This window comes from Kribbella sp. NBC_01505 (assembly GCF_045040285.1).
Lineage (GTDB): Bacteria > Actinomycetota > Actinomycetes > Propionibacteriales > Kribbellaceae > Kribbella.
The window spans coordinates 8,663,536-8,689,831 of record NZ_CP109425.1 but is presented as its reverse complement, the minus strand read 5'-3'; the positions used below and the strand labels follow the sequence as shown (position 1 = coordinate 8,689,831).

Below are 26,296 nucleotides of genomic sequence, written 5' to 3'. Positions count from 1 at the left end.
ATGGAACCGTGTCGTGCCGGTCAATTCACGGCTGACATAAGCTCCAGACCATGCAGGCGTGGACTACTCCAGACATCCCGGTCGTGCCGGGCCCCGCCCGGCGGCTGCGCCTCCACGACACCGCCTCCGGCGGACCGGTCGAGGTGCAGCCGGTCGACGGCAGCACCGCGCGGATGTACGTGTGCGGCATCACGCCGTACGACGCGACCCATATGGGCCACGCGGCGACGTACGTCACGTTCGACCTGGTGAACCGGTTGTGGCGCGACGCCGGCTACGAGGTGCTGTACACGCAGAACATCACCGACGTCGACGACCCGCTGCTCGAGCGTGCCGCAGCGACCGGCGTCGAGTGGACCGAGCTGGCCCACAAGGAGATCCAGCTCTTCCGCGACGACATGACCGCGCTCCGGGTGATCCCGCCGCAGCACTACATCGGCGTCGTCGAGTCCATCGACCTGGTCGCGTCCGCCGTACAGGAGCTTCAGGAGGCCGGTGCGGTCTACTCGGTCGACGGCGACCTGTACTTCGCGGTGAAGGCCGACCCGGCGTTCGGGGGAGTGTCGAACTACGACCGCGAGACCATGACCGCCCTCTTCGCCGAGCGCGGCGGCGACCCGGACCGCGCCGGCAAGCGCGACCCCCTGGACAGCCTGCTGTGGCGCCACGAGCGCCCGGACGAGCCGTCGTGGGATTCGCCGGTCGGCCGAGGTCGTCCTGGCTGGCATGTTGAGTGTTCGGCGATCGCGCTGAAGCATCTCGGTATGTCGTTCGACGTGCAGGGCGGTGGATCGGACCTGATCTTCCCGCACCACGAGATGTCCGCCAGCGGCGCTCAGGTGGCCACCGGCCAGCACCCGTTTGCCCGTGCCTACGTCCACCAGGCGATGGTCGGCCTGGACGGCGAGAAGATGTCCAAATCCAAGGGCAACCTCGTCCTGGTCTCCAAGGAACGCCTCTCCGGCACCGACCCAATGGCGATTCGCCTGGCCCTCCTGGCACACCACTACCGCACCGACTGGTTCTGGACGGCCGAAGGCCTGACCGAGGCCCAGTCCCGCCTAGACCTCTGGCGAGGCGCCCTGGGCCGCGGTTCTGCCCCCGACGGCGCAGCCACAGTCGACGCCATCCGCGCAGCCCTCACCAACGACCTGGACACCGTCGCGGCCCTGTCCGCCGTAGACACCTGGTCCGAGTCCAACGGCGACGACCCCGCCGCGCCCGCCGTAGTAGCCCAGGCTCTCGACGCCCTCCTCGGCATCAAGCTCTAGCCCCTGCTGCTGATCGCGCCTTTGCGTGGATCTACTGCCGCTGAGAGGCAGCAGATCACCGCAAAGGCGAGTTGGCATGGTCGGCCGGTGCGGGCGTCGTGCGGTGGCTGAGCACTGGGGTTGGTCAGTAGCCCCTCCTTCCCGAATGTGCTCGTCCCGTCCCGCCGCTCGGATTCGGCCGGACGCGGTCGGCGGTGGCTGGTCGCCGCTGCGGCCGGATTCACTGAGACGGGTGGCTGAGCAGGTGCGTGGCTGAGGGGGATGGCGAGGCCGGTGACCACGGTTGCGGTTGTTTGAGCTTCTGGGCTATGGCTGCGGCCTCGAAGCGCACTAGTCGGGAACGTTTCGTCACCGGGCGCCGCTTTATTACCGATTAGCGGGGGTAGGTGCGGGTTCACGGATGATTGCTGCCGGTATTTGGCAGTAGGTCTCCGTGGATCTGTGGCTGGGCGGGGTGAGCGCGTGTTTGCGGAGACCTACTGCCGCTGGGTGGCAGCAGCTCCCCGTGGATCTGTGGCTGGTGGCGGTTAGTGCCTGTTTGCGGGGATCTACTGCCGTTGGGTGGCAGGAGGTCCCCGCAAAGATAGTCGGTGCCTCCGATTCGCGCCGCACCGGACAGGCCGGGCACGTGCGCGGTGGCTGTCGCCGCTGCGGCCGATTTCCTGAGACGGGTGGCGGGGCAGGTGCGTGGTTGAGGGGATGGCGAGGCGGGCGGGCGCGGCTTGCGGTTGTTTGAGCTTCCGGGCTTCGGTTGCGGTGCAGAAACGAGGGGATCTCCCCGCAAGTTGCTGGTTCTCCCCTCAATATTTGGGCAGAGAAGGGGCAATCTGGACGGATATCCATCGAAATTCCGCAGGCCGGCAGACGACCCGAACCGCCATGGTCAACCGCGGCGGCGGGTCAGCTGACAGGCCTCCTCGTCGTCGGCGGAAACCACAGCCCGGAAGCTCAAGCAACCGCAACCGTGGTCACGGACCGAACCATCCGGCCCAGCCACAGACCACCCCAGCCACCCGCCTCAGTCAAACCGGCCGCAGCGGCGACCAGCCACCGCCGACCGCGTCCGGCCGAATCCGAGCGGCCGGATGGGACGAGCACATTCGGGAAGGCGGGGTTCCTGCCCAGACGAAGTGCCCAGCCACCGCCTACGCCCCCCGAATCCGAGCGGTTGGACAACCGGCGAACCGCCACAACCCGTGGGCGTGAACAAGAACCGGTGGGCTTGAACAAGGAATTACCTGTTCACACCCCCCACCGGGTAGGCGGACCCCCGGGTTGTGGCGGGAGCGGAGAGGCATCGCGTGCCGGCGGCAGGCAGATGTTGCGGTGAATCTTGTACAAGAGGTCTTGAGTAATCGCTAGGGCAGCGCGACCGTCCGAGGGAAAGCGGTTAGGAGCAGCAGTTGTCGGTGCAGTGGGCTGAGGCGGCGGGGGAGCAGCAGCCTTTGCCTTGCCAGGCTTCTAGGCCTTCGCGGATGGCTACGGCGGCGATGACGAGGCCGGCGACGGGGTCGGCCCAGCCCCAGCCGAGGGTTGCGTTCAGGATCAGGCCGACGAGCAGGACCGCGGACAGGTAGGTGCAGAGCAGCGTCTGCGTGGAGTCCGCGACCACGGCATTCGAGCCCAGGGCCTTGCCGGTACGGCGTTGCGCCCAGGACAGGAAGGGCATCACGATCAGCGAGGCGACCGCGAGTCCGATCCCGACCGGGGACGTCTCGGGGTTCGCACCGGTGATCAACGTCCGGATGGACTCGAACGCGACGTACGCAGCCAGAGCGAAGAAGGAAAACGCGAGCAGCCGCAGCGCCTGCTTCTCGCGGGTCTCGGGGAGCCGGTGGCGGAACTGCCAGAGGATGATCAGCCCGCTGGAGACCTCGACGACCGAATCCAGCCCGAAGCCGACCAGCGCGACCGAACCCGCCACAACACCGGCGGTGATAGCGACGATCGCCTCGACGATGTTGTAGGTGACCGAAGCCCCAGCCAGCAACTGGGCGCGGCGGCCCAGTTTGCGGCGAAGCTCAGGGTCGGCAGTCCAGGTGGTCATCGGCTCAATGGACAGCGGCTCGGCGGACAGCGGCACGATGGACTGGGACTCGGAGCTCATGCGGTCGCCTCCGTCTGCTGGGCTGCGTGACCGTAGTTCGGGCAGAGCGCGACCGCGTCGCCGGTCAACCCGAGCAGGCGCTCAGCTGCGGACAGTAGGTCGAGTGTCGCCTCGGGATGCGTGAGGCTGAAGAGCGAAGCCCGGCCGACCGGCCGTGAGTCGACCAGGCCGCAGTCGCGCAGGCATGCCAGGTGCTTCGACACGGTGGACTGCGCCAGCCCGAGATGCTCCGTGAGGTCGACCACGCGATGCTCGCCCAGCGCAAGGTGCCGCACGATGGCGAGGCGCGACCCGTCACTGAAGCCGTTGAACAGACAAGCCGCCACCGACAAGGCCGCAGTCTCGTCCGGCCCCGATTGCAACTCAACGTCTACCGGTGTTGTCATCGCCATATGGCGATGTTAGCGGCAGCTGACGTGCTTTGGAAAGCTCGCTACTCTTGGGGCCGATATGAACGGATCCTTGCACCGGCTTCTCGCCCGCGGCCTGATGGTGGTCGCGGCGCTGCTTGCCGTGTGCGCGTTCCACAGCCCGTCGTCGGCGGTCGAGGGCTTGGTGACAGCGGACTCCGCGGTCATGGTCGACTCATCGAGTTGCCCAGTAGGCGACGACGACACGCACCTGTCCGTGCCGGGAGTCATGGGCGTTGCGTCAGTCGTTGGCGCGTTGGTGGCGTCTCCGTGCCGGACCGCCTCGGTGAATCCGTTGCACGCAAGCGAGTTGCCGTCCGCACTACCCCGGCAGACGACTCCGTCATTGATTCAGCTGCGCATCTCGCGCAGGTAGGCAAGCACCGCAACGACTCCACAGCACCGGTGCACTGCCGGTGTGTCTCTGCTTGCCCGCCTGAATCGAGGAGTACGTCATGAGTACCAACGCACGGATATCCATCGGCATCGCTGCCGTTTTCGCCCTGATCGCCGGCCTCGTGCTGGCCGTCTATGCCAACAAGAATTCCGCCGACACCGCCACATCGACCGCGCAATCCGAACAGCTGGTCCGTTCCGACAGCCACAAGCTCGGCTCTGCCGCAGATGGCAAGGCGACGTTCGTCGAGTTCCTGGACTTCGAGTGTGAGTCGTGCCGGGCGGCGTACCCGGTGGTCGAGCAGTTGCGGAAGGACTACGCCGGCAAGGTGACCTTCGTCGTGCGCTACTTCCCGCTGCCCGGTCACTTCAACGGCGAACGCGCGGCGCGTGCCGTCGAGGCCGCCGCCCGGCAGAACAAGTTCGAGCCGATGTACCAGAAGATGTACGAGACTCAGGCCGAGTGGGGCGAGCAGCGGGTGCCTGCCGACGACCGGTTCCGTGGTTTCGCGAAGGAGCTCGGCCTCGACGTGGCGGCCTGGGAGAAGGCCTACAACGATCCCGCCACCCTCGAGCGGATCAAGCGCGACATCGCTGATGGTGAAGCGCTCGGTGTGACCGGTACGCCGACGTTCTTCCTGAACGGCGCGAAGCTGGAGCCGAAGTCGGTCCAGGATCTGACGGCGAGTATCGATGCCGCGCTCCAGTAGGTTCCTGCCCTGGCTCCTGCTGGTGGGCGGGGCGATCGGCCTGACGGCGGCCGTCGTACTGACCGTCGAGAAGATCGCCATGCTGCGCGACGCGACCTACGTCCCGTCGTGCAGCATCAACCCGGTCCTGTCCTGCGGTTCGGTGATGACCAAGCCGCAGGCCGAGGCCTTCGGCTTCCCCAACCCGCTGCTCGGCATCGCGGGATTCGCGATCGTCATGACGGTCGGCGCGGCGCTGCTGGCCGGCGCGACCTTCCGGCGCTGGTTCTGGCTCGGGCTGCAGGCAGGTGTCACGTTCGGCGCCGTGTTCGTGCACTGGCTGATCTTCCAGAGCCTGTACCGAATCCAGGCGCTCTGCCCGTACTGCATGGCGGTCTGGGCCGTCACGATCCCGATCTTCTGGTACGTGACGCTGCACAACCTCAACCGCCCAAAGCTCAACCGCATTCACAGCGTGCCACTGACGATCTGGGCGGTCCTGCTGCTCACCCTGATCGGTGAGCAGTTCTGGCCGTACTGGCGAACCCTGCTGTGAGGTCAGCCGGTGACGGGGACGTGGGTCTTGATCGGGGTGGGCTTGGGCGCGGCGGGCGGGCCTTCGACCGGGGGAGTGGGCTTCGGGGTGGTCGGCTTCGGAGTCGGCTTGGCGGCCGCCGGCTTCGCGCAGGTGGCCGAGGCGAGGCGGATCACCTGCGCGCCGCCGCCCAGATCGATCTTCAGACCCGTGATGGTGAAGGAGCCGTCGGCGTTCTTGGTCTGCTCGTTGACGGTGAGCGCGATCAACGGGTTGGCCGGCGTACTGAAGGTCTGGGTGGTGCTCGGGATCTTGATCGTCTGGCCCAGCAGGGTCAGGGCGCCGATGTCGATGCCGCCCTTGGCGCCGGAGCACCAGACGGTGACGGCGTCGATGCCGAGCAGCGAGCTCGGCGGGGTGAGCAGGAGCTTGCAGAGGTCGCGCAGGTTCTTGACCGGCAGGTCCTTGGTGCTCAACGAAGGCAGCGGAAGTGGCAGGCCGAGATCCGGCAGCTTGATGTCCGGGAGCGGTAGGTCGTCGGCGCCGGTCGGCGGCAGCGCGTCGCACTGCTTCTTCAGGTCCGGCGGGATCGGGATCTGGCCGAGGATGTCGGCGCCGACCGAGACGTCGATCAGCTCGACCGAGGCCGAGTTGTTGCCGGCGTTGACGGTGCCGGCCCGGACCGCGAGCAGCGGGTTGTCGGGCAGTTCGAGCGCCGAGGACTTCTTCGGCTTGCCGTCGAGCGATTCGACGTACGGCGTCTTGCCGACCGGCACCTGGCCTTCGGCGCTGACGGCGTACGCCGACGAGGGCCGGGCGGCGGCGTTACCCACCGGGGCGCTGGCGACCAGGCTGAACGCCACGACCCCGGCCACGGCGGCCGCCGTGATGACAGTCGGTACGAGCTGTCGGCGCATCCTCGGACTCCTCACGTACGTCACTTGTTGTCGATCTGAACGAGCGTCCCGAGCGGGACCTGCTGAAGTTTGGCCAGGGCGGTCTTCGGTACCCGAACACACCCGGCGCTGATCGCGGCTCCGAACACGTCGGCACGCGGCCACCCGTGGATCGCGACCGTACCAGGTCCGCCACCGAACGTGTCGAGAGTGGGACTGTGCGCACCCAACGGCAGCACGACCGGCGACGCGGAGCGCTTGTGGTCGACGATCGAGCCGAGCAGGAAGGTGCGTCCGGCCGGCGTCGGGGTCTTCCGCGCGCCGACCCCGGCCTTCCAGCTGCCGAGGCTGCGGCCGTTCTCGAACAGCTCGATCGTCCGGGAAGCGGTGTGCACGCGGATCAGGTACGGCGAAGATGCGCGGTCGAGGTCGTCGTCGCGCATCCAGCCGGTCGAGCGGTTCGGCTTCGACGGCAGCAGCACGCGGACCCAGCCGTCGGTCTGTTCGACCACGGGCAGCCAGGTCGGCCCGAACTGCTTCGGCCCGATCTTGGCGAAGGCGTCACCGTCGGGGGAGGTGTACAGCGCGGACTCGGCCCGCGGGTGGACGACGATCCCCTTGGTCGCCGCATACGGCTCGGGGTCGAGCGGTGCGGTGGCGATCGTGGTCGCCGTACTGGAGGCTGCCAGCACAGTCAGGTCGACCGGCGGCGGCTCGTCGTCGCCCTTGCGGTTGCCGAGGAAGCCGACGACGGCGACGATCCCGAGCAGCAGGAGGACAGCGAGGGCAGGCATCGACGAACTGCCGTGCTCGCCCCGCGACCTGCGCATCTGTCCCGCTCCCCGTGACCGGCCTACTGTCCGGGCACGACAATAGGCTGATCGAGGGCCGTATGTAACCCGCCGGTAGCAAAAATCTACGGCGTGTCCGGATGGTTCTTGTTCCGGCGGCGGAGGTAGCGCTCGAACTCGGCGGCGATCGCGTCGCCCGAGGCCTCCGGCAGGTCGGCGGTGTCGCGCTGCTCTTCCAGCGACTGCACGTACTCCGCGACCTCGGGGTCCTCTTCGCTGAGCTCGTCCGCGCCGCGCTGCCAGGCGCGGGCCATCTCGGGCAGCTCGCCCTCGGGGATCTGCAGGTCGAGCAGGGCCTCGATCTTGCTGAGCAGCGCGAGTGACGCCTTCGGGCAGGGCGAGCCCGCGATGTAGTGCGGGATCGCTCCCCAGATCGACACTGCTGGCACGCCCAGCGCGCCGCAGAGGTCACCGAAGACGCCGGTGATCCCGGTCGGGCCCTCGTACGTCGACGGCTCGAGGCTCCAGGAGGCACTCAGCGCCTCGTCCGACGAGGTCGCCGAGACGGGGATCGGCCGGGTGTGCGGGGAGTCGGCGAGCAGTGCGCCGAGCACGACGACGATCTGGGCGTTGGACTCGTCGACGGCCTCGAGCAGCTCCTGGGCGAAGGCGCGCCAGCGCATGTTCGGCTCGATCCCGCGGATCAGCAGCACGTCGCGGTCGGTGTCCTCGGGCTGGGCGACGTAGACGCGGGTGGTCGGCCAGGTCAGCTGCCGATCGCCGTTCTCGTCGAACCCGACCTCGGGCCGGTTCACCTGGAAGTCGTAGTACTCCTCGGGGTCGATCTCGGTGACGAGCTCGGCGCCCCACTCCTCGATCAGGTGGTCGACCGCTCCGGTGGCCGCTTCGGCGGCGTCGTTCCAGCCCGCGAACGCCGCGATCACGACCGGGTCCCTCAGGTTCGCGAGATCAACCACTCGCAGGCCCCCTGTCGTCTGTAGCCGTCCGGCGAGGTTGCCGGAATCCGGACTGCCAGCCTACGTGCTCCGCTCACGCCGTGCCCCACCGTTCACGCGGAGCGGAAAGTGTCGCTGCACCCCCGGCGGAACGTGTCGGTGGGGCGCACGGGAAAATGGTTCCGGAACACCGACAACGTGGAGGGGGAGCCGTGCTGCAGGCCGTGCTCTGGGACATGGACGGAACACTGGTCGACTCGGAGAAGGTCTGGGCCGAGGTCCAGCACCGGGTGCTTCCCGAGCTGGGCGGGACCTGGACGGAGGAGGACAGCGTCGGACTCATCGGCAGCGATCTGCGCGACGCGGTCCAGGTCTGGCTGGCCGCGCTGCCGGCCGGTGTGATCACCGGCGAGGAGCTGGCCGAGCGGATCTTCGACGAGGTGGTCACGGAGCTGCGCCGCGAGGTCGAGTTCCAGCCGGGTGCGCTCGAGCTGCTGCAGGCGCTGCGCAAGGCCGACGTGCCGTGCGCGCTGGTGTCCGCGTCGTACCGGGTGATGATCGACGCGGTGCTGAGCCATCTGCCGGACGATCCGTTCGACGTGATCATCGCCGGCGACGAGGTGACCAACGGCAAGCCGCACCCGGAGCCCTACCTGACCGCCGCGGCCAAGCTCGGGGTCGATCCGGCGCAGTGCGCGGTGATCGAGGACTCCATGACCGGGACCGAGTCCGGTACGGCGGCCGGCGCGTACGTCGTCGCGGTACCGCACTGGGTGCCGATTCCGGAGGCGCCGCGCCGCCTCGTCGTCGGCTCATTGGAAGTCGTGACTCCGGAGTCGCTGCGGGAGTTGCTCCGCTGAGGCGCTACCGTCACCAGGTGCCCTCGGGGGCAGTTACTGGGGTAGTAGTTGGGCTGGGGAAGGTGACGTCAGAGTGAGCGAGTTGTGGCGGCGGGTCGCGGTGACCGCTGCAGTCGGTGGGCTTTGTGTCGGGCTGGCCGCGTGTGGCGAGCCGGACGACCATGCTCCGCACACGGGTGCGCCGACGCCGAAGGCGGTACTTCTGCGGGTGGCGACCACCGACATGATCGGCTCACTCGATCCGGCCGGCCCGTACGACGTCGCCTCGCGGACCGTGCTGGCGAATCTGTTCCAGACGTTGCTGACGATTCTGCCGGGCAAGCCCACGCCGGTGCCGGACGCGGCCGACTGTCAGTTCGACTCACCGACGACGTACACGTGCAGTTTGAAGGAAGGGCTGACCTTCCCGAACGGCCACCAGCTGACCTCGTCGGACGTGCGGTTCAGCTTCGAGCGGATGCTGAAGCTGAAGACGCCCGGTGGGCCGGCTCCGCTGTTCTCGTCGGTTTCGTCCGTGAGTACGCCGGACGAGCTGACCGCGGTGATCAATCTGAAGGGCCCGGATGCGCGGTTGCCGTATCTGCTGACCACGACCGGCGCGTCGATCGTGGACGAGGAGTCGTATCCGAGCAGCAAGCTCTTGGACACGACCGCGGTCGGCAGTGGGCCGTACCAGTTGACGGCGTACCGGCCGGGGGAGTCCGTCACGCTCGCGCGCTTCGCGGCGTACAAGGGTTCGCGCGCTGCGCAGAACGACGGCGTACAGATGAGTCTGGTCAAGGACCCGGTCGCGCTGAACAAGGCGATCATCAGCGGCAAGACCGATGTGGCGTACCGCGGGTTCACGATCGGGCAGCTCGACAAGCTCCGGGCCTCGAGCCAGGTGCAGGTGGTCGAGTCCGAGGACGCGGTGATCCAGTTCGTCGCGTTCCAGCTGAAGTCGGTGACGTCCCGGAAGCTCCCGGTACGGCGGGCGATCGCGCAGCTGATCGACCGCCCGGCGCTGGTGAAGCGGGCGTACGCCGAGCACGTCACGCCGCTGTACTCGATGGTGCCGCCGAGCTTCGGGGGCGCGACGGATGCGTACCGGTCGGAGTACAAGCAGCCGAACAAGGCCGCGGCGGCAGCGATCCTGAAGGCAGGCGGAGTGAAGGGCGTGGTCCCGCTGACGCTCGGCTGGACGCCGACGCAGTTCGGGCCCGGCTCGAAGGGTGAGGCGCTCGAGCTGAAGCGGCAGCTGGACGCGTCCGGGCTGTTCAAGGTGACCCTGCGGAGCGCGGAGTGGCCGGCGTACCAGCAGTTGGTCCGGTCCGGCGCCTTCGACATGTACCTCGCTGGGTGGGTCCCGGAGTACCCGGACGCGGACAACTACCTGGCGCCGTTCCTCGGGGTCAGCGACCCGTTCCCGAACGGGTACCGGCCGGCCGGCGCGCTGAAGCTGCTGCAGCAGGAAAGGTCCGAGCAGAACGGCATCAAGCGCGCGGCGCTGCTCGGTCAGCTACAGGACGTGTTCGCCCGCGAGGTGCCGGTGCTGCCGACCTGGCAGGGGCGACTCAGCGTGGCCGCCGGGACCGACGTACAGAACGTGTCCGGAGCGCTGGATCCGCTGGCTTTCATGCATCTTTCGGGCCTGCGTAAATAACACTGCGGCAGCAACACAAAACTCGCTCCGCGCGGTGTCATGTTCTGCTTCGCAGAAGTGACACAAAGATGCCATGACAGTAACGGTTTGCAAGGTGACCGCGACCCTCGGTAGGAGGGCGTGCTTTACTGCGGAAACGTCCACGATACGGGACGATTTCCTCGCGATCACGATCGGGCAACGCACCGCATTCGGCGTTTGACTCCAGACCGTAATGGCGGCAGGTTAAGGCCGCAGCCATACCGGATTTCGCTCCGGTTCAACCGAATGACGCAGGGGAGCCGCATCGCGTGAGCACGCCACTCGAGGTCGAACCGGGGTCCTCGTCGGCCCAGCCGGAGGCCGTCCTCGACGGAGTCAAGAAGATCGAGGGCCGCTCACTGTGGCAGATCTCCTGGATGCGGCTGAAGCGCGACAAGATCGCGATCGCCGGTGGAGTCGTCGTCTTCCTGCTCATCCTGGTCGCGGTCTTCGCGCCGCTGATCTGCAAGATCATCGGGGTCACCCCGAACGACTTCCACCAGGACCTGGTCGACGCCTCGTTGCAGACCCCGATCGGGAAGCTCGGCGGCATCAGCTCCGACCACCCGCTGGGGATCGAGCCGGTCAACGGCCGCGACATCTTCGCCCGGATCGTGTACGGCGCCCGGATCTCGCTGCTGATCGCCTTCCTGGCGACCCTGCTCTCGGTGGTCATCGGTGTCGTGATGGGTGTCGTGGCCGGCTACTTCGGTGGCTGGGTCGACACGCTGATCAGCCGCTTGATGGACATCTTCCTGGCCTTCCCGCTGGTCCTGTTCGCGCTGGCCCTGGTCGGCGCGGTCCCGGACTCGATCGCCGGGCTGTCCGGCGACTCGCTCCGGGTCGCCCTGATCGTCTTCATCATCGGCTTCTTCAGCTGGCCCTACATCGGCCGGATCATCCGCGGCCAGACGCTGTCGCTGCGCGAGCGTGAGTTCGTGGACGCGGCCCGCAGCCTGGGCGCCCGCCGCCCGTACATCCTGTTCACCGAGCTGCTGCCGAACCTGATCGCCCCGATCCTCGTCTACTCGACGCTGCTGATCCCGACGAACGTCCTGTTCGAGGCCGGCCTGTCGTACCTCGGCGTCGGCGTCCGGCCGCCGACGGCGAGCTGGGGCGACATGTTGTCGACGGCAACCACCTGGTACCAGGTGGACCCGATGTTCATGGTGCCGCCGGGCCTCGCGATCTTCCTGACCGTGCTCGCCTTCAACCTGTTCGGCGACGGCTTGCGCGACGCGCTCGACCCGCGGTCGCGGTAGAACTTCTCTCCAACCAGGGAGCCTGGGCTCTCACCGAAAAAAGGGGTGCACGAAGTGAAGAGATGGAATCGCAAGGCGACGGTCACCGCCGTCGCTGCGGCCGTCGCGCTGGGCCTGGTCGCCTGTGGGGGGCCCAAGGCAACGCCGGGAGGGTCCAGCAGCGGCACCGCCGCCGCACCGGACGCGGCGTTGAACAAGGTGTTCAACCCGAGCGACAAGAAGGGTGGCACGCTGCGGATGGCGGTCACCAGCAAGTGGGACTCCACCGACCCGGGTGACACCTACTACGGCATGTCCTGGAACATCATCCGGAACTACGTCCGTCCGCTGATGACCTTCAAGGCGGCTCCGGGCGCCGAGGGCGCCAAGCCCGTGCCCGACCTCGCCGAGGCCCCGGGTGTGTCGAGCGACGGCGCCAAGACGTGGACCTACAAGATCCGCAAGGGCGTCAAGTTCGAGGACGGCACCGAGGTCACGTCGAAGGACGTCAAGTACGCCGTCGCGCGTTCGCTGGACAAGGCGACGCTGCGCAGCGGCCCGACGTACTTCAACGACTTCCTGCTGGACGTGCCGAAGGGTTTCAGCGTCTACAAGGACAAGACGCTGGCCGGTGTCGCCAAGGCCATCGAGACCCCGGACGACAGCACCATCGTCTTCCACCTGAACAAGCCGTTCGCGAGCTTCGACTACTTCGCGCAGCTGCCCTCGACCGCTCCGGTCCCGCAGGCCAAGGACGACGGTACGAAGTACCAGGAGCACCCGGTCTCGACCGGCCCGTACAAGTTCGAGAGCTACAACGCGGACAAGGGCCTGACGCTGATCCGCAACGATCAGTACGACGCGAAGACGGACCCGGAGTCGGGCCGCAAGGCGCTGCCGGACAAGATCACCGTCGCGTTCAACGTCGACGGCGCCGACATCGACAACCGGCTGCTGGCCGGTGACCTCGACGTCGACGTCGCGGGGACCGGCGTGCTGCCGGCGACCCAGGCCAAGGTGCTGGCCGACCCGAAGCTCAAGGCGCACACCGACACCGTGCCGGCGCCGCGGCTGAACTTCACCGTGCTGAACAGCCAGGTCCCGCCGCTGGACAACATCCACTGCCGTAAGGCGGTGCTGTACGCGTCCGACCACGAGGGCTACCAGCGTGCGTACGGCGGCCCGACCGGCGGCGACATCGCCACCAACCTGATGCCGCCGATCATCCCGGGTGCGAAGAAGTTCGACGACTACGGCTTCGAGACCGACAAGAACGGCAACATCGAGAAGGCCAAGGACGAGCTGAAGCAGTGCGGCAAGCCGGACGGCTTCGCGACCAACGTCTCCTTCCGCGCCGACCGTGGCAAGGAGAAGGCCGTCGCCGAGATGCTGCAGCAGTCGCTGAAGCGGGTCGGCATCACCGTGAGCACGAAGCCCTACCCGACCGGTGACTACACCACGCTGTTCGCCGGCAAGCCGGACTTCGCCAAGTCCCACGGCCTCGGTCTGATCATCTACAGCTGGGGCGCGGACTGGTCCGATCCCTTCGGCTTCCTGTACCAGATCGTCGACAGCCGGTCCATCCGCGAGACCGGTGGTAACACCAACCTCGGCATCCGGATCCCCGAGGTCGACGCGCTGGTCGACAAGGCGCTGGCGACGACCGACGAGACCGCTCGTAACCAGATCTGGGTCGACGTCGACAAGAAGGTCATGGAGCAGGCCGGGGCGCTGCCGGGGGTCTGGGGCAAGGGCCTGCTGTACCGGCCGGACACGATCTCGAACGTGTTCACCAACGAGGGTCAGAACATGTACGACTACGCCGCGATCGGCGTAGCCCAGAAGTAGGTCGTGGTTCTGACCAACCAACCAATTCGCCAGCAGAGGTAGGTGAAGGCTGCCGGTGGCCGGTGATCAGCGATGATCGCCGGCCACCCTGCCGAGCACGGTGTTCGCATATCTGGTCCGCCGGGTGATCGGAGCAGTAATCCTGCTCTTCATCGTCACGGCCGTGACGTTCTCGATCTTCTTCCTGGTCCCCAGGCTCGGTGGCGCGTCCGCCGACGACATGGCCTCGCGCTACGTCGGCAAAAGCGCGGGCGCCGCGCAGATCCATGAGACCGCCGTGAAACTCGGCTTCACCGATCCGTTGTACGTGCAGTACGGGCGCTTCGTGAAGGGCCTGGCTGTCGGGGCGGACTACGACTACGGCGCCGGGATCGAGCACTGCCCCGCGCCGTGTTTCGGCTACTCGTTCCTGACGTCGCAACCGGTGTGGCCGGACCTGGTCTCGCGAATACCGGTCACCGCCTCGCTGGCGGGTGGTGCGGCGTTCATCTGGCTGGTGACCGGCGTCGGTACCGGGGTGGTGTCCGCGCTGAAACGCGGGTCCGTCCTGGACCGGTCCTTGATGTCGGTGGCGCTGGCGGGTGTCTCGCTGCCGATCTTCTTCACCGGTCTGCTGTCGCTGTCGATCTTCAGTTACGGTCTCGGCTGGACAGCGCAGGGCGGGACGAACCCGCTCGACGAGACCAACCCGATCTGGTGGGCCTACGACCTGATCCTTCCGTGGGTGACGCTGGCCTTCCTGTACGCCGCGTCGTACGCCCGGCTCACGCGGGCCGGCATGCTCGAGACGATGAACGAGGACTACGTCCGGACGGCCCGGGCCAAGGGCCTGACCGAGCGGACGGTCGTGATGAAGCACGGGCTGCGCTCGGCGCTGACCCCGATCCTGACCATCTTCGGTCTGGACCTCGGTCTGCTGATGGGCGGCGCGATCCTCACCGAGACGACGTTCTCGCTGCCGGGGATCGGCCAGTACGCCGTCATCGCGCTGCGCGCCAACGACCTGCCGAAGGTGCTCGGCGTGACCCTGATCGCGGCGTTCTTCATCGTGCTGGCGAACCTGATCGTTGACCTTCTCTACGCCGTCGTCGACCCGAGGGTGCGCATCTCGTGACCGAAATCCAAGACTCCGTCGTCCAGCGGGTCGAGCGCGGCGAGGCCTTCCTCGACGTGCGTGATCTGAGAGTGCACTTCCCGACCGACGACGGTGTCGTCAAGTCGGTCGACGGCATATCGTTCCAGCTCGAGCGGGGCAAGACCCTCGGCATCGTGGGCGAGTCCGGCTCGGGCAAGAGCGTGACCAGCCTGTCGATCATGGGCCTGCACGCCCGTGGCGGCGCCCGGATCAGCGGGCAGATCTTCCTCGACGGCCAGGACCTGGTCGCGTCGACGCCCGAAGAGGTCCGGCTGCTGCGCGGCAAGCGGATGGCGATGATCTTCCAGGACCCGCTGTCGGCGATGCACCCCTTCTACACGGTCGGCGCGCAGATCATCGAGGCGTACCGGGTGCACAACCAGGTGACCAAGAAGGTCGCGCGCAAGCACGCGATCGACATGCTCGACCGGGTCGGCATCCCGCAGCCCGACAAGCGCGTGGACGCCTACCCGCACCAGTTCTCCGGCGGCATGCGGCAGCGCGCGATGATCGCGATGGCGCTGTCCTGCGACCCGGACCTGCTGATCGCCGACGAGCCGACCACCGCGCTCGACGTGACCGTGCAGGCGCAGATCCTGGATCTGATCCGGGACCTGCAGCGTGAGTTCAACTCGGCCGTCATCATCATCACCCACGACCTGGGCGTGGTCGCCGAGCTCGCCGACGACATCCAGGTGATGTACGGCGGCCGCGCGATCGAGTACGGCACCGCGGAGGACATCTTCGACAACCCGCAGCACCCGTACACGTGGGGTCTGCTGGGGTCGATGCCGCGGATCGACCGGGAGCGCACCGAGCGGCTGATCCCGATCAAGGGCACGCCGCCGAGCCTGATCAACGTGCCGTCGGGCTGCGCCTTCAACCCGCGCTGCAACTACGCGCACCTGAACAACGGCGCCAGCGAGACCGAACGGCCCGAACTGCTCGACATCGGCGCCGGCCACAAGGTCGCCTGCCATCTCTCCCCGAAGGAGCGCCAGCACGCGTGGGAGACCGACATCAAGCCGAAGCTGTGAACGGGACGACATTGTGAGTATTGAAGAGATCGATTCCACCGCCGTCCCGGGCGTGGTCGAGCCGGCGCTGGGCGAAGAGCTGCTGTCGGTCGACGGCCTGGTCAAGCACTTCCCGATCCGGAAGGGCCTGCTGCAGCGCCAGACCGGCGCCGTACAGGCTGTCGACGGGCTGACGTTCAACGTGACGCGCGGCGAGACGCTGTCGCTCGTGGGGGAGTCCGGTTGTGGCAAGACCACGACCGGCCGGTTGCTGACCCGGCTGCTGGAGCCGACCGCGGGCAAGATCGTCTTCGAGGGGCGCGACATCAGCCACCTCAGCGAAGGCAAGATGCGTCCGCTGCGGCGCGACGTACAGATGATCTTCCAGGACCCGTACGGTTCGCTGAACCCGCGGCACACCGTCGGCAAGATCGTTGGGGCGCCGTACCGGCTGCAGAAGGTGCAGACCGAGCACGGCGTGAAGCGCGCGGTGCAGGAGCTGCTCGAGCTCGTGGGTCTGAGCCCGGAGCACTACAACCGCTATCCGCACGAGTTCTCCGGCGGTCAGCGGCAGCGCATCGGCATCGCCCGGACGCTCGCGCTCCGGCCGAAGCTGATCGTCGCGGACGAGCCGGTCTCGGCCCTGGACGTGTCGATCCAGGCGCAGGTCGTGAACCTGCTCGAGGACCTGCAGAAAGAGTTCGACCTGACCTACGTGATGATCGCTCACGACCTGTCGGTCGTGCGTCACGTGTCGGACCGGGTCGCGGTGATGTACCTGGGCAAGATCGTCGAGATCGCCGACCGCGTCAGCCTCTACGAGAAGCCGATGCACCCCTACACGGTCGCGCTGCTGTCGGCGGTTCCGGTGCCGGACACCAAGCGCAAGGGCAACGTGAAGCGCATCCGCCTCGAAGGCGATGTGCCGAGCCCGATCAACCCGCCGCCGGCCTGCCGCTTCCACACCCGCTGCTGGAAGGCTCAGGACATCTGCAAGACGCAGGAGCCGCCGCTGCTCCAGCTGGCACCCGGCCACCAGGCCGCGTGCCACTTCCCGGAGAACCAGCCGGGCGGGGAGTCGACCATCCCGGTCTCCACAGCGCAAGCCAAGTAGTAGTTCGTAGACCAGCGCCTGACAGAGCTGCCTGATAGAGGCTTCTGTCAGGCGCTGGGTGCGTTCTGGACCTTCTCCAGGAGGGCTTCGGCGTCCGCGGCCTTGCCCGGGTGGTGCTGGCGGTAGAAGCCGGCGGCGAACTCGAGGTTGGCGACCGCGTCGTCGCGGTCGCCGATCGCGCTGAGCAGCTCACCGAGGAGGACCCGGATCTGGGCCTCACGCCGGGGGTCGTTCACGTCGAGGGCGATCTCCAGGGCGGACTCGGCCTGTTCGATGCCTTGCTCGAACTCGTCCATCCGCAGGTAGGTCATGCCGAGAATCCAGTGCGCGTCGCAGACGTTCTTGTGCAGCCCGAGCTCCTGCAGCTCCGCCAGCGACTGCTTGAGGTCGGCGATGGCCGCCTCGGGCCGACCCGATCGAGCACGCGCCCAGGCTCCGTCGATTCTCATGTTCGCGGCGAACCCGCCGCCCCCGGCAGCGATTGACTGCTCGACTGCCGCCGCCGCGGCCTCCTCGGCCGCGTCCCAGTTGGCGAGCTCGGTGTGGATCTCGATCAGAGTTCCGTACGCCGCGCCCATCGCTCGGGCGTTGCCGAGCTGCTGGTTGATGGCGAGCGCCTGCTCGGCCATCGGGAGCGCCTCGGCGTACCGGCCCATCCGGACGAGGAGCCGGGCCGTGTTGTTGGCGGTCAGCGAGACGCCGCGGAGGTTGCCGATGCTCTCGAACGCTTCCCGGGCGATACCGAACCGGGTCGCGGATTCGTCGTACCGGGCGAGCTCGGCCAGCGCGATGGCTGCGTCCGCGTGCAGTTGGGCGAAGGTCCAGCGGTCGATCCGGCCGTCGACGACCTTGTCGATCGTCGGCAGCCAGTCCGTGAGGCTGCCGCGCTTGGTGAAGTAGCTGTAGAGGCCGACGACCACGCCGGCCACGGCCTCGTCCCGCGCACCTGACGAGGCTGTCTGCTCGATGAGTGCCAGGTAGTTGGCCAGCTCGGTGTCGAGCCAGCTGAGTGCTTGCTCGGCGGCCTCGAAGACGGGGAAGGCTGCCTTCGGCGGCAGGCTGGGCCAAGCGGTGCGGGCAGCCTTCGGGTCGGCGAGGTCGGCCGAGCGCCAGGCCGCCGCCAGGTAGAACGTCAGCAGGCGATCGAGCGCTGCTTCGCGGTCGGCCGCGGGCAGTTCCTGGGCGAGCTCTTGCGCGAACGTACGGACCAGGTCGTGGAAGTGATAGCGGCCCGGTGTCGCGGACTCGAGCAGGTGCAGGTCGGTCAGGTGCTCGAGCAGGTCCCCGGCTTTGCCCGGGGTGGTCGGTAGGAGAGCGGCGACAGACTCGGAAGTGAAGTCTGCGACGGCGCTCAGGCCGAGCAGGGTGAAGGCCTGAACCGCCTGGTGGTCGCGGCGGCGCGGGCTGGTCGTGAGGTGATCGATCGACAGCGAAAGGCTCGCCCGTACGTCGAGATCGTCGACCCCGAGCAGATCGAGCCTGCGGGTCTCGTCCTCCAACCGGCGGGCGAACTCGGCGGCCGAGGTCACGGGGTGGCGGAGGAGCCACGCTCCGGCGACTGACAGCGCGAGGGGGAGCCGCCCGCACAAGTCGGCGATGCGTTCCTCGGATCCGTCGAGCCGGATGCGGCCGGCAGCGTTCGCGAGGAGCTGCACGGCGTCGCTGACCGGCATCGGTTCGAGCTGGATGTGGAGCCGGGCGGGCAGGGTGGTCAACGTGTTGCGGCTGGTGATGACGACGGCCGAGCCGCTCGAGCTCGGGATGAGGTCGGTGACCTGGCTGACGTCTCGCGCGTTGTCGAGCAGCAGGAGCACGCGCCGGTTGGCCAGGCGGGTCCGCAGGGCCGCAGTCGCTTCGGTCTGGTCGGTCGGCACGGAGTCAGCCGGTACGCCGGTTGATCGGAGGAGGTGGCTGATCACCTGGACCGGGGTGAGCGGCGTACCGGAGCCGAACCCGCGGAGGTTCACCGACAGCACGCCGTCCGGGAAGCGGGCTCGGCAGGCTTCGGCGGCCTCGACCGCGAGGGCGGTCTTGCCCACGCCGGCCATGCCACGAACCGTCACGACCACGGCCGACCCGACCTGCGGGGCACCGACGCTGAGCGCCTCGCGGAGGCCGTCGAGATGCAGTCTCCGCCCGGTGAACAACGCCCGGCTGGTCGGCAGCTGATCGGCCACTATCCACAGCGCGCCGGGATCCGCCACGACGGCCGCCGCACCGCGCGTCGCGAGTCGTTTGAACAGCTCCCGCTCCGCGGAGCTGAGGGCAAGCGCACGACCCAGCTTGTCGACGGTCATCAGATGCGGGAACCGGCGCACGCCTCGCTCGAGCAGCCCGATCGCCTTCGTGCTGAGGTCAGCCTGCTCCGCCAACGCCTCCTGGCTCAGCCCACGAGACTGCCGGGCGCGCCGGAGTACCAGGGCGAACGTCTCCTCCACAACCCGATTGTGCCAGCAGACCCGCTCCGAGTAGACCGGAACCGTCAGACGGTGGCTCGGCTGCGGATCTTTTGCAGCAGTGCCTCGGCCGTCGCAGCCGCCGCAGGGAGGTGCTCCTGGTAGAAGGCAAGCGCGAACTCGACATTGGCGGCGCCCTCGTCGTACTCGCCGAGCTCGGCCAGCGCTTCGCCGAGACAGAGCCGGAGCTGCGCCTCGCGCCGTAGATCATCGGTGTCGAGGGCGATGTCGAGAGCCAGTTCCGCCTGCTCGACGGCCGGCTCGAATTGGTCCAGCAGGCGATAGCTGTCCGCCAGCACCCAGCGCGCGTCACACACGTAGCTGCGGGAACCGAGCTGCTCGAGGTCGGCGATCGATTGCAGCATGTCGTCGATCGCGCCGTCGGGGTGGCCGGAGCAGATCCTGGCCCACGCACTTTCGACGCGCAGGTTGGCGACACCGTGCAGATCGCCCGCGGCGGCATAGAGCTCCGTGCCGGCGGCGGCAGCGACCTGGACCGCGTCCCAATTGCCCAACTCGCTCTGTACGTCGGCCAGGGTGCCGTAGACGGCGGACAGTGCGCGCGGGTCGTCGAGCTGCTTGTGCACGACGAGGCCCTCTTCGATGAGCACGAGAGCCTCGGTGTACCGCTGCATCCGGACCAGGAGGCGAGCCTTGTTGTTCGTCGTGATCGCGACGGCGCGCAGATCGCCGATGGCTTCGAAGGCATCCCGGGCCAGGCCGAACCGGGCCACCGACTCCTCGTAGTGGGCGAGCTCGGCCTGCGCGATGGCCGCGTCCGCCTGGAGCTTCGCGAAGGTCCAGCCCTCGATTTGTCCGGAGGCCACCAGGTCGATGGCGGACAGCCAGTCGTTCAGGTGACCGCGCATGACGAAGTAGCTGTAGAGGCCGATCACCAGACCGGCGGTGGTCTCGTCACGTCCGCCGAGCCGGACTGCCTGGTTGATGATCGCCAGGTAGTTGGGTGACTCCGCGTCGATCCAGCGCAGGCCCTCCTCGGCTGTGGTGAAGGTGGGGAACGCCGGAGCGGCCGGGGTACCGGACCAGTCCGTCCGTGACGCCTGCGGTTCCGCCTTCTCGGCGGAGTGCCAGGCGACGGCCAGGTAGAAGCCGAGCAGCCGGTCGAATGCGGCCTCGCGGTCCAGCCGGGGGAGCTCCTGAGCGAGCTCGTGGGCGAAGGTCCGGACCAGGTCGTGGAAGTGATACCGGCCGGGCACCGGTGATTCGAGCAGGTGCAGGTCGGTGAGATGTTCGAGCAGGTCACCGGCTCTGGCCGGGGTCGTCTCCAGCAGGGCGGCGACGGACTCGGACGCGAAGTCGACGGATGTCGGCAGGCCGAGCAGTACGAAGGCTCGGGCCGCTTCTCGATCGCGGGTCGCCGGGCTGTTCGTGAGCTGGTCGACCGACAACGACAGGCTGACGCGGACGTCGAGATCGTCGACACCGAGCAGGTCCAGCCGGCGGCTTTCGTCGTCAAGTCGCCGGACGAGTTCGGCCGCTGACGTGCCGGGGTGACGCAGCAGCCAGGCTCCAGCGACCGAGAGGGCGAGCGGGAGGCTCCCACAGAGCTCTGCGATGCGTTCGGCGGACTCCCCGAGCCGGTCGGCACCTGCGGCGTTCGTGAGGAGCTGTACGGCGTCACCGGCGGGCATCGGTTCGAGCTGAACGTGGAGCCGGGCGGAGATCGTGGTGAGGGTGTTGCGACTGGTGATGACGACGGCTGAGCCGCTCGAGCTCGGAATGAGGTCGGTGACCTGGCTGACGTCCTGTGCGTTGTCGAGCAGCAGGAGCACCCGCCGGTTTGCCAGTCTGGTCCGCAGGGCCGCGGTCGCTTCGGTCTCGTCGGCCGGCAGGGACTCGGCCGGTACGCCGGTTGCTCGGAGCAGCTGGCTGATCACCTGGAGCGGGGTGAGCGGCGTACCGGATCCGAACCCGCGGAGGTTCACCGACAGGACACCGTCCGGGAAGTGTGCGCGGCAGGCCACGGCGGCCTCGATGGCGAGGGCGGTCTTGCCGACACCGGCCATGCCGCGGACGGTGATCACCACAGCCGAGCCTGCCGGCGCCGTGCCGTCCGTGAGCGCGTGCCGGAGGTCGTCGAGGTGTTGCGTGCGCCCCGTGAACGATGCCCGGCTAGCCGGCAGCTGATCTGCGATGACCCATACCGGGCCGGCGTCCGACGTGCTCGGCACCACGCTCGCTGCACCGCGGGCGGCGAGCCGCCGGAAGCGCCCACGCTCTTCGGTGCTGAAGCCGAGGGCGCGGTCCAGCTTGTCCACTGTCATCAGGTGTGGGAAGCGCCGGGCACCGCGTTCCAGCATGCCGACGGCCTTGGTGCTGAGGTCGGCCAGTTCGGCGAGGGCCTCCTGGCTCAGCCCGCGGGACTGGCGAGCTTGACGGAGTGCTGCGGCGAATGTCTCATCCACGGGCCGATTGTGCCAGCAGGGTTCGGTTGGGGTGCAAAGGATTGTGGGCTCGGGCGGGGTGGATGACGATCGGCGGACCCGCCCCGAGGAGGAATCGTCATGCGTGGAGTGCTGCGCGCCGTACCGGTCGCGCTGGTCAGTTCGGTGTTGGCGTTCGGATTGAGTTCGGCTGGTGATCCTGTCGCCGGGCCTGTTGCTGCGTCGGCGGCGGTGCCGTTGGTGCGGGCGGCCCCGACGAAGGTGATGGCGATCGGGGACTCGATCACGGCCGGCGCCGATGCCGCGCAGGGTGGGTACCGCACCGACCTGTGGCAGTTGCTGCGGGCCGACGGGCGGCCGGTGGACTTCGTCGGATCGATGAGCTCCGGGTCCGCGGCCTTGGCCGACAAGGACAACGAGGGGCACGGCGGCTGGACGATCGCGATGATCCAGGAGAACGTCGTCGGCTGGTTGACGACGTACCAGCCTGATGTCGTGACGTTGATGATCGGGACCAACGACATGCATGAGGACGCGACCTCGGGTGCGGCGCCGGGGCGGTTGTCGGCGTTGCTCGACACGATCGCGCAGACGTCGCCGAACACGCAGACGTTCGTGAGCAGCATTCCGCCGATCAACGACGAGCTCAAGGACGCCCACGTGAACGCGTTCAACGCGACGATCCCCGCCATGGTCGCGACGAAGTCCGCCACGGGGAAGAAGGTCACGTTCGTGGACACGAACCCGGCCTTCTCGAACCCGTTCGACATGGCGGATGCCCTGCATCCCAACTACGGCTCGCTGTCGAAGGCCGCGGGGATCTGGTACGGCGCTCTGACCGGGCAGCCGCTGCTGAGGCTGGAAGCCGAGCAGACGGCGAACGCGACCCTCACCCACGTGCAGACCGGGCGGATCACCTCGGCTTCGGGCGGCGGGAAGGCGCGGTACATCGACTTCGCCGACAGCGTGGTCGCCTTCACCTTCCAGGTGCCCGTCGGCGGGATGTACCGGATCCGGGCTCGTGGTGCGAACGGTATCGGGACGAACTGCAGCCACTTGGTCTCCGCCAACGGGGGAGCGCAGTCGCCGGTCGTGTATCCGTCGTACAGCTGGGACCTGCTCGCGGTGGCCGCGGTCGACGTTCCGCTGGTCGCCGGCCAGAACACCGTCCGGTTCAGCAAGGGCGACTGCTACACCGAACTCGACGCCATCGACGTAGGCCCGGTCCCAACCGCCTGACGAGTGACCGCAAGCCCGGTGAATTGAGGCGGTCCGGGCTGCTGTCAAACGGCTGACGTCCGAAGGATCGCAGTACGGTGTTGGCGGTTTTTTCGGACGTTGTGCTGCGGGGTTGGTCGGTACGGCGGGGGTGCGCTGGGATGCGGCCGGTGGGGTCGGTTCGTGGTTGTTCGCCGCTGCGGCCGGCTGGCAGGGGTGGGTGGTTGGGTCGCGGGGTCGTCGTCGGTGTTCGGTCGTGGTGGGTTGGGGGCTTTGTCTGGGCAGGAACCCCTCCTCCCCGAATGTGCTCGTCCCGTCCGTTCGCTCGGATTCGGCCGGGGGCGTCGGCGGTGGCTGGTCGCCGCTGCGGCCGGTTTTATTGAGACGGGTGGCTGAGGTGGTCTTTGGTTGAGGGGGATGGTGCGGTCGGTTGTGACGTGCACGTTGTCTGGGGCTGGCGGGCTACGGTTGCGGCCGGTTGCGAGGAGGCCTGGTAGGTGACCCGCCGCGGTGGTTCTTCACTGGACCGATGTCTGCTGGGCGGTCGCTGACCGGCGGCGATGTCGCCGTCGGAGGTGGGCGAATCGGGCCTTTGTGGAACCAAATGGGCGCCCAGCGACCGCCACGTTCCACAAAGGTGGCGATGGCCTCCGCGGATGCGGGTTTGCGGGGATCTACTGCCTCTCAGCGGCAGTAGATCCGCGCGAAGGTGCGCTGCGCCGGTCGGCGGGAGATCTACGGAATCCTGCTGTCATCCAGCGGCAGTAGGACTCCACAAAGAGGCGATGGCGGGCACCGGAACGGGGTTGGTGCGCGTTGGCGGGGTGGGTGTGCCCCGGTTCGCGCCGCACCGGACAGGCCGGGCACGTAGACGGTGGCTGGTCGCCGCGGCGGCCGATTTGCTGAAGTGCTAGGTGGGCGTGGTCTGTGGTTGAGGGGGATGGCGAGGCCGGCGACCACAGTTTCGGCCGCTTGAGCTTCCGGGCTTCGGTTGCGGTCCCGGAAAATGAGGGGATCTCCCCGCAAGTTGCTGGTTCTCCCCTCAAATTTTGGGCAGAGAAGGGTCAACTTGAACGGATATCCAGCCAAATTTCCGCAGGCCAGGCAGACAACTCGAACCGCAGTGGGCAACCGCGGCGGCGGTCAGCTGACAGGCCTCCTGATCGTTGGGAGCAACCACCGCGACGGGCCAGCTACCAAGCCTCCTGATCGTTGGGAGCAACCACCGCGACGGGCCAGCTAGCAAGCCTCCTGATCGTCGGGAGCAACCACAGCCCGTCAGCCACAGGCGACGGGGAACCTCGGTCACCGGCCTCGCCATCCGGCCCAGCCACAGACCACCCCAGCCACCCGTCTCAGTCAATCCGGCCGCAGCGGCGACCAGCCACCGCCTACCCAGCCCGGCCGAATCCGAGCGGTCGGATGGGACGAGCACATTCGGGACGGCGGGGTTCTTGCCCAGGCGAAGTCCTCAACCCTCGCGACCGATCACCCGTCGCGATCCCGCTCCCCCAAACCGGATCGGGGAAGAGCAGCCCCCAAATCGCAACAGGCTCCCCGCGGCAGGAGAACTCCGTGAACCGGGGAAATCCGCAGGCATCGCGGGTGATCGGATCAGCACGAGCTGTCTGCAATGAATCTTGCACAAGAGGTCTTGAGTAATTCTGCGGAGTCTTGGATCTGGTACGGAAGGCGTGCATAAGCAGCAGTCGCGGCGGCCGTGCTCCGGGCAATTGACAACAAGTTGTCAAAGTGACAAGATGTTGTCATGTCGATCACTGAGAACCGCACCGTTCATCTCGCCGTTTACGACTCCCTGGCTGATTGGGAGGTTGGGTTTGTTACTGCTCACATCAATAACGGGGCTTGGCATCAGGAGCCGGGGCGGTTCCGGATGCGGACTGTCAGTGCGGGGAGCGAGCCGGTGACGACGATGGGTGGACTGCGGGTGCTTCCGGACTCGGTGTTGGCTGAGCTGCGACCGGCGGACAGTGCCATGTTGATCCTGCCTGGCAACGAGCTGTGGCCGACTGAGGCTTATGCGCCGTACGTCGAGAAGGCGCGCGAGTTCCTCAACGCCGGCGTGCCGGTGGCGGCGATCTGTGGTGCGACGGGGGCGCTGGCGCTGGCCGGGGTGTTGGACGATCGCGAGCACACGAGTAATGCGGCGGAGTTCTTGGACGGCCTTGGCTACCAGGGCGGGCATCTGTACAAGGAGGAGCCGGCGGTGACGGATCGGGGTCTGATCACGGCCGGGGCGCAGGCGCCGGTTGAGTTCGCCCGGGCGATCTTTGCGGAGCTGGAGCTCTACAAGGCGCCGGTGCTCGACTCCTGGTACAAGCTGTACGGGGATCAGGACCCGGCGGGCTTCTACGAACTAATGTCTGTCTGATGAACGAACGCGATCAGGAACTGCTCAGCGCCGCCGCGTTGACGGCGTTCAAGCTGAACGGCCAGTTCCTGGAGCTGGCCGAGCATCTGGCTCGACCGGCTGGTGTGACCGCGACGTGGTGGCAGGTGCTCGGCGCGGTTCTCGGCTCGCCGCAGTCGGTTTCGGCGATTGCCCGGGAGATGGGCATCACTCGCCAAGCGGTTCAGCGTACGGCGGACGTTCTGGCCGGGCGCGGTCTCGCGGAGTACCAGGACAATCCGGCCCACCGCCGCGCCAAGCTGGTGGCTGTCACTCCAGAGGGGCGGGAGGCGATCCGCTCCATCAGCCCACACCACGCCGAGCACGCGACCGAACTCGCCGCCATCATGGGCGCAGATCAGCTAGCCGAAGCCGTCAGCGCGCTCGGAAAGCTCTCCGAAGCGCTGGACGCTCTCGACCTATCGGACTGACCCCCGCCCTTTGGGGGAGCTGGAGTCAGGCTTTCGGGGGTGTGTTGGTTGAGGTGGGGCGGTTCGCGAGGATTGTTTCGCGGATGATGTCGGCGTGCCCGCAGTGTCGTGCGTACTCCTCGATCAGGTGTTGCACCACTGATCGAACGTTGCGGCTGGTGAAGCGAGGCAGCAGGCAGAAGTCGTCGAGGTCGGCTGCGGCGACGAGCTGGACGGAGATGGCTACCTCGGCGCGGTGGCGATCGAGCCAGTGGTCGATGGTGTCGTCGGCTGCGAGGGTGAAGTCGGCGACTGTCCAGGCGTCGTCGCTGTCCGGCCAGTCTCCAGGAGTCACCCACGCCGCTTGGCCAGGTAGCCGTCCAGGGACTCGCGCTCGGTTGACGTCGGGATCTGTCGAGGCCGCATGTTCGCAGATCGTAGCTCTCCAGAAGGCCCCCGGAGGCAAGCC

The 26,296-nt window shown here is 67.8% G+C and carries 22 protein-coding genes; 14 read left to right on the top strand and 8 right to left on the bottom strand.

The annotated features are described in order from the left end of the window. The first annotated feature begins 50 nt into the window (after window positions 1-50). Window positions 51-1,271, top strand: a complete 1,221-nt coding sequence (gene mshC, locus OG474_RS40810) for a cysteine--1-D-myo-inosityl 2-amino-2-deoxy-alpha-D-glucopyranoside ligase (protein WP_405059021.1) — start codon at window positions 51-53, stop codon at window positions 1,269-1,271. A 1,390-nt stretch (window positions 1,272-2,661) separates the two neighbouring features. On the opposite strand, the gene OG474_RS40805 is transcribed toward mshC, so the two are convergent. Together OG474_RS40805 and OG474_RS40800 are read right to left on the bottom strand one after the other, a co-directional pair. Further along, window positions 2,662-3,318 carry a cation diffusion facilitator family transporter gene (locus tag OG474_RS40805; protein ID WP_405064668.1) on the bottom strand — a complete coding sequence of 219 codons (657 nt, stop codon included), beginning with the start codon at window positions 3,316-3,318 and terminating at the stop codon, window positions 2,662-2,664. A 56-nt stretch (window positions 3,319-3,374) separates the two neighbouring features. Further along, a complete protein-coding gene (locus OG474_RS40800) occupies window positions 3,375-3,764 on the bottom strand; it encodes an ArsR/SmtB family transcription factor (RefSeq protein WP_405064667.1) in 390 nt (129 codons plus the stop codon). Window positions 3,765-3,828: 64 nt separating this feature from the next. On the opposite strand from OG474_RS40800, the gene OG474_RS40795 reads away from it, so the two are divergent. The 3 genes from OG474_RS40795 (at window position 3,829) to OG474_RS40785 (ending at window position 5,429) form a co-directional block, all read left to right on the top strand. Beyond that, a complete protein-coding gene (locus OG474_RS40795; protein ID WP_405059020.1) occupies window positions 3,829-4,164 on the top strand; it encodes a hypothetical protein in 336 nt (111 codons plus the stop codon). Window positions 4,165-4,243: 79 nt separating this feature from the next. After that, a complete protein-coding gene (locus OG474_RS40790; RefSeq protein WP_405059019.1) occupies window positions 4,244-4,894 on the top strand; it encodes a DsbA family protein in 651 nt (216 codons plus the stop codon). Further along, window positions 4,878-5,429, top strand: a complete 552-nt coding sequence (locus OG474_RS40785; protein ID WP_405059018.1) for a vitamin K epoxide reductase family protein — start codon at window positions 4,878-4,880, stop codon at window positions 5,427-5,429. The genes OG474_RS40790 and OG474_RS40785 overlap by 17 nt, the downstream gene beginning before the upstream one ends. Window positions 5,430-5,431: 2 nt before the next feature. Here OG474_RS40785 and OG474_RS40780 read toward each other — a convergent pair whose 3' ends face one another. The 3 genes from OG474_RS40780 to OG474_RS40770 all read right to left on the bottom strand — a co-directional run bounded on the left by OG474_RS40780 (window position 5,432) and on the right by OG474_RS40770 (window position 8,072). After that, the gene (locus OG474_RS40780; RefSeq protein ID WP_405059017.1) at window positions 5,432-6,325 is read right to left on the bottom strand and encodes a hypothetical protein; all 894 of its coding nucleotides are present in this window, start codon (window positions 6,323-6,325) and stop codon (window positions 5,432-5,434) included. 20 nt (window positions 6,326-6,345) lie between these two features. Further along, complete coding sequence (locus tag OG474_RS40775; protein WP_405059016.1) at window positions 6,346-7,134, bottom strand: L,D-transpeptidase; 789 nt, start codon at window positions 7,132-7,134, stop codon at window positions 6,346-6,348. Between the two features lie 86 nt (window positions 7,135-7,220). After that, the gene (locus OG474_RS40770) at window positions 7,221-8,072 is read right to left on the bottom strand and encodes a PAC2 family protein (RefSeq protein ID WP_405059015.1); all 852 of its coding nucleotides are present in this window, start codon (window positions 8,070-8,072) and stop codon (window positions 7,221-7,223) included. 191 nt (window positions 8,073-8,263) lie between these two features. On the opposite strand from OG474_RS40770, the gene OG474_RS40765 reads away from it, so the two are divergent. The 7 genes from OG474_RS40765 to OG474_RS40735 all read left to right on the top strand — a co-directional run bounded on the left by OG474_RS40765 (window position 8,264) and on the right by OG474_RS40735 (window position 16,928). Beyond that, window positions 8,264-8,911, top strand: coding sequence for an HAD family hydrolase (locus tag OG474_RS40765; protein WP_405059014.1), 648 nt, complete (start codon window positions 8,264-8,266; stop codon window positions 8,909-8,911). A gap of 73 nt (window positions 8,912-8,984) precedes the next feature. Continuing rightward, a complete protein-coding gene (locus tag OG474_RS40760) occupies window positions 8,985-10,553 on the top strand; it encodes an ABC transporter substrate-binding protein (RefSeq protein WP_405059013.1) in 1,569 nt (522 codons plus the stop codon). A 290-nt stretch (window positions 10,554-10,843) separates the two neighbouring features. Further along, window positions 10,844-11,836 (top strand): ABC transporter permease, encoded by a 993-nt coding sequence (locus OG474_RS40755; RefSeq protein WP_405059012.1) that lies wholly within the window; start codon window positions 10,844-10,846, stop codon window positions 11,834-11,836. Window positions 11,837-11,890: 54 nt separating this feature from the next. Then, window positions 11,891-13,663: an ABC transporter substrate-binding protein gene (locus OG474_RS40750; protein ID WP_405059011.1), complete on the top strand. Its 1,773-nt coding sequence runs from the start codon at window positions 11,891-11,893 to the stop codon at window positions 13,661-13,663. Between the two features lie 100 nt (window positions 13,664-13,763). Next, entirely contained in the window at window positions 13,764-14,777 is a 1,014-nt protein-coding gene (locus OG474_RS40745; protein ID WP_405059010.1) for an ABC transporter permease, read from the top strand. Next, complete coding sequence (locus tag OG474_RS40740) at window positions 14,774-15,835, top strand: ABC transporter ATP-binding protein (protein WP_405059009.1); 1,062 nt, start codon at window positions 14,774-14,776, stop codon at window positions 15,833-15,835. Before OG474_RS40745 ends, OG474_RS40740 begins: the two co-directional genes overlap by 4 nt. A gap of 13 nt (window positions 15,836-15,848) precedes the next feature. Beyond that, entirely contained in the window at window positions 15,849-16,928 is a 1,080-nt protein-coding gene (locus OG474_RS40735; protein WP_405059008.1) for an ABC transporter ATP-binding protein, read from the top strand. 47 nt (window positions 16,929-16,975) lie between these two features. On the opposite strand, the gene OG474_RS40730 is transcribed toward OG474_RS40735, so the two are convergent. Beyond that, window positions 16,976-19,366, bottom strand: a complete 2,391-nt coding sequence (locus OG474_RS40730; protein WP_405059007.1) for a tetratricopeptide repeat protein — start codon at window positions 19,364-19,366, stop codon at window positions 16,976-16,978. A 44-nt stretch (window positions 19,367-19,410) separates the two neighbouring features. Beyond that, window positions 19,411-21,810, bottom strand: coding sequence for an NB-ARC domain-containing protein (locus OG474_RS40725; RefSeq protein WP_405059006.1), 2,400 nt, complete (start codon window positions 21,808-21,810; stop codon window positions 19,411-19,413). A gap of 99 nt (window positions 21,811-21,909) precedes the next feature. On the opposite strand from OG474_RS40725, the gene OG474_RS40720 reads away from it, so the two are divergent. The 3 genes from OG474_RS40720 (at window position 21,910) to OG474_RS40710 (ending at window position 25,848) form a co-directional block, all read left to right on the top strand. After that, complete coding sequence (locus OG474_RS40720) at window positions 21,910-23,028, top strand: GDSL-type esterase/lipase family protein (protein ID WP_405059005.1); 1,119 nt, start codon at window positions 21,910-21,912, stop codon at window positions 23,026-23,028. 1,747 nt (window positions 23,029-24,775) lie between these two features. Next, entirely contained in the window at window positions 24,776-25,399 is a 624-nt protein-coding gene (locus tag OG474_RS40715; protein ID WP_405059004.1) for a DJ-1/PfpI family protein, read from the top strand. Then, entirely contained in the window at window positions 25,399-25,848 is a 450-nt protein-coding gene (locus tag OG474_RS40710; protein WP_405059003.1) for a MarR family winged helix-turn-helix transcriptional regulator, read from the top strand. The genes OG474_RS40715 and OG474_RS40710 overlap by 1 nt, the downstream gene beginning before the upstream one ends. 25 nt (window positions 25,849-25,873) lie before the next feature. Here OG474_RS40710 and OG474_RS40705 read toward each other — a convergent pair whose 3' ends face one another. Continuing rightward, complete coding sequence (locus OG474_RS40705; protein WP_405059002.1) at window positions 25,874-26,182, bottom strand: DUF664 domain-containing protein; 309 nt, start codon at window positions 26,180-26,182, stop codon at window positions 25,874-25,876. Window positions 26,183-26,296 lie beyond the last annotated feature (114 nt).

Coding starts and splice junctions, on each gene's coding strand:
- mshC (WP_405059021.1), top strand. CDS start 51: ATGCAGGCGTGGACTACTCCAGACATCCCGGTCGTGCCGGGCCCCGCC.
- OG474_RS40805 (WP_405064668.1), bottom strand. CDS start 3,318: ATGACCACCTGGACTGCCGACCCTGAGCTTCGCCGCAAACTGGGCCGC.
- OG474_RS40800 (WP_405064667.1), bottom strand. CDS start 3,764: ATGACAACACCGGTAGACGTTGAGTTGCAATCGGGGCCGGACGAGACT.
- OG474_RS40795 (WP_405059020.1), top strand. CDS start 3,829: ATGAACGGATCCTTGCACCGGCTTCTCGCCCGCGGCCTGATGGTGGTC.
- OG474_RS40790 (WP_405059019.1), top strand. CDS start 4,244: ATGAGTACCAACGCACGGATATCCATCGGCATCGCTGCCGTTTTCGCC.
- OG474_RS40785 (WP_405059018.1), top strand. CDS start 4,878: ATGCCGCGCTCCAGTAGGTTCCTGCCCTGGCTCCTGCTGGTGGGCGGG.
- OG474_RS40780 (WP_405059017.1), bottom strand. CDS start 6,325: ATGCGCCGACAGCTCGTACCGACTGTCATCACGGCGGCCGCCGTGGCC.
- OG474_RS40775 (WP_405059016.1), bottom strand. CDS start 7,134: ATGCGCAGGTCGCGGGGCGAGCACGGCAGTTCGTCGATGCCTGCCCTC.
- OG474_RS40720 (WP_405059005.1), top strand. CDS start 21,910: ATGCGTGGAGTGCTGCGCGCCGTACCGGTCGCGCTGGTCAGTTCGGTG.
- OG474_RS40715 (WP_405059004.1), top strand. CDS start 24,776: ATGTCGATCACTGAGAACCGCACCGTTCATCTCGCCGTTTACGACTCC.
- OG474_RS40710 (WP_405059003.1), top strand. CDS start 25,399: ATGAACGAACGCGATCAGGAACTGCTCAGCGCCGCCGCGTTGACGGCG.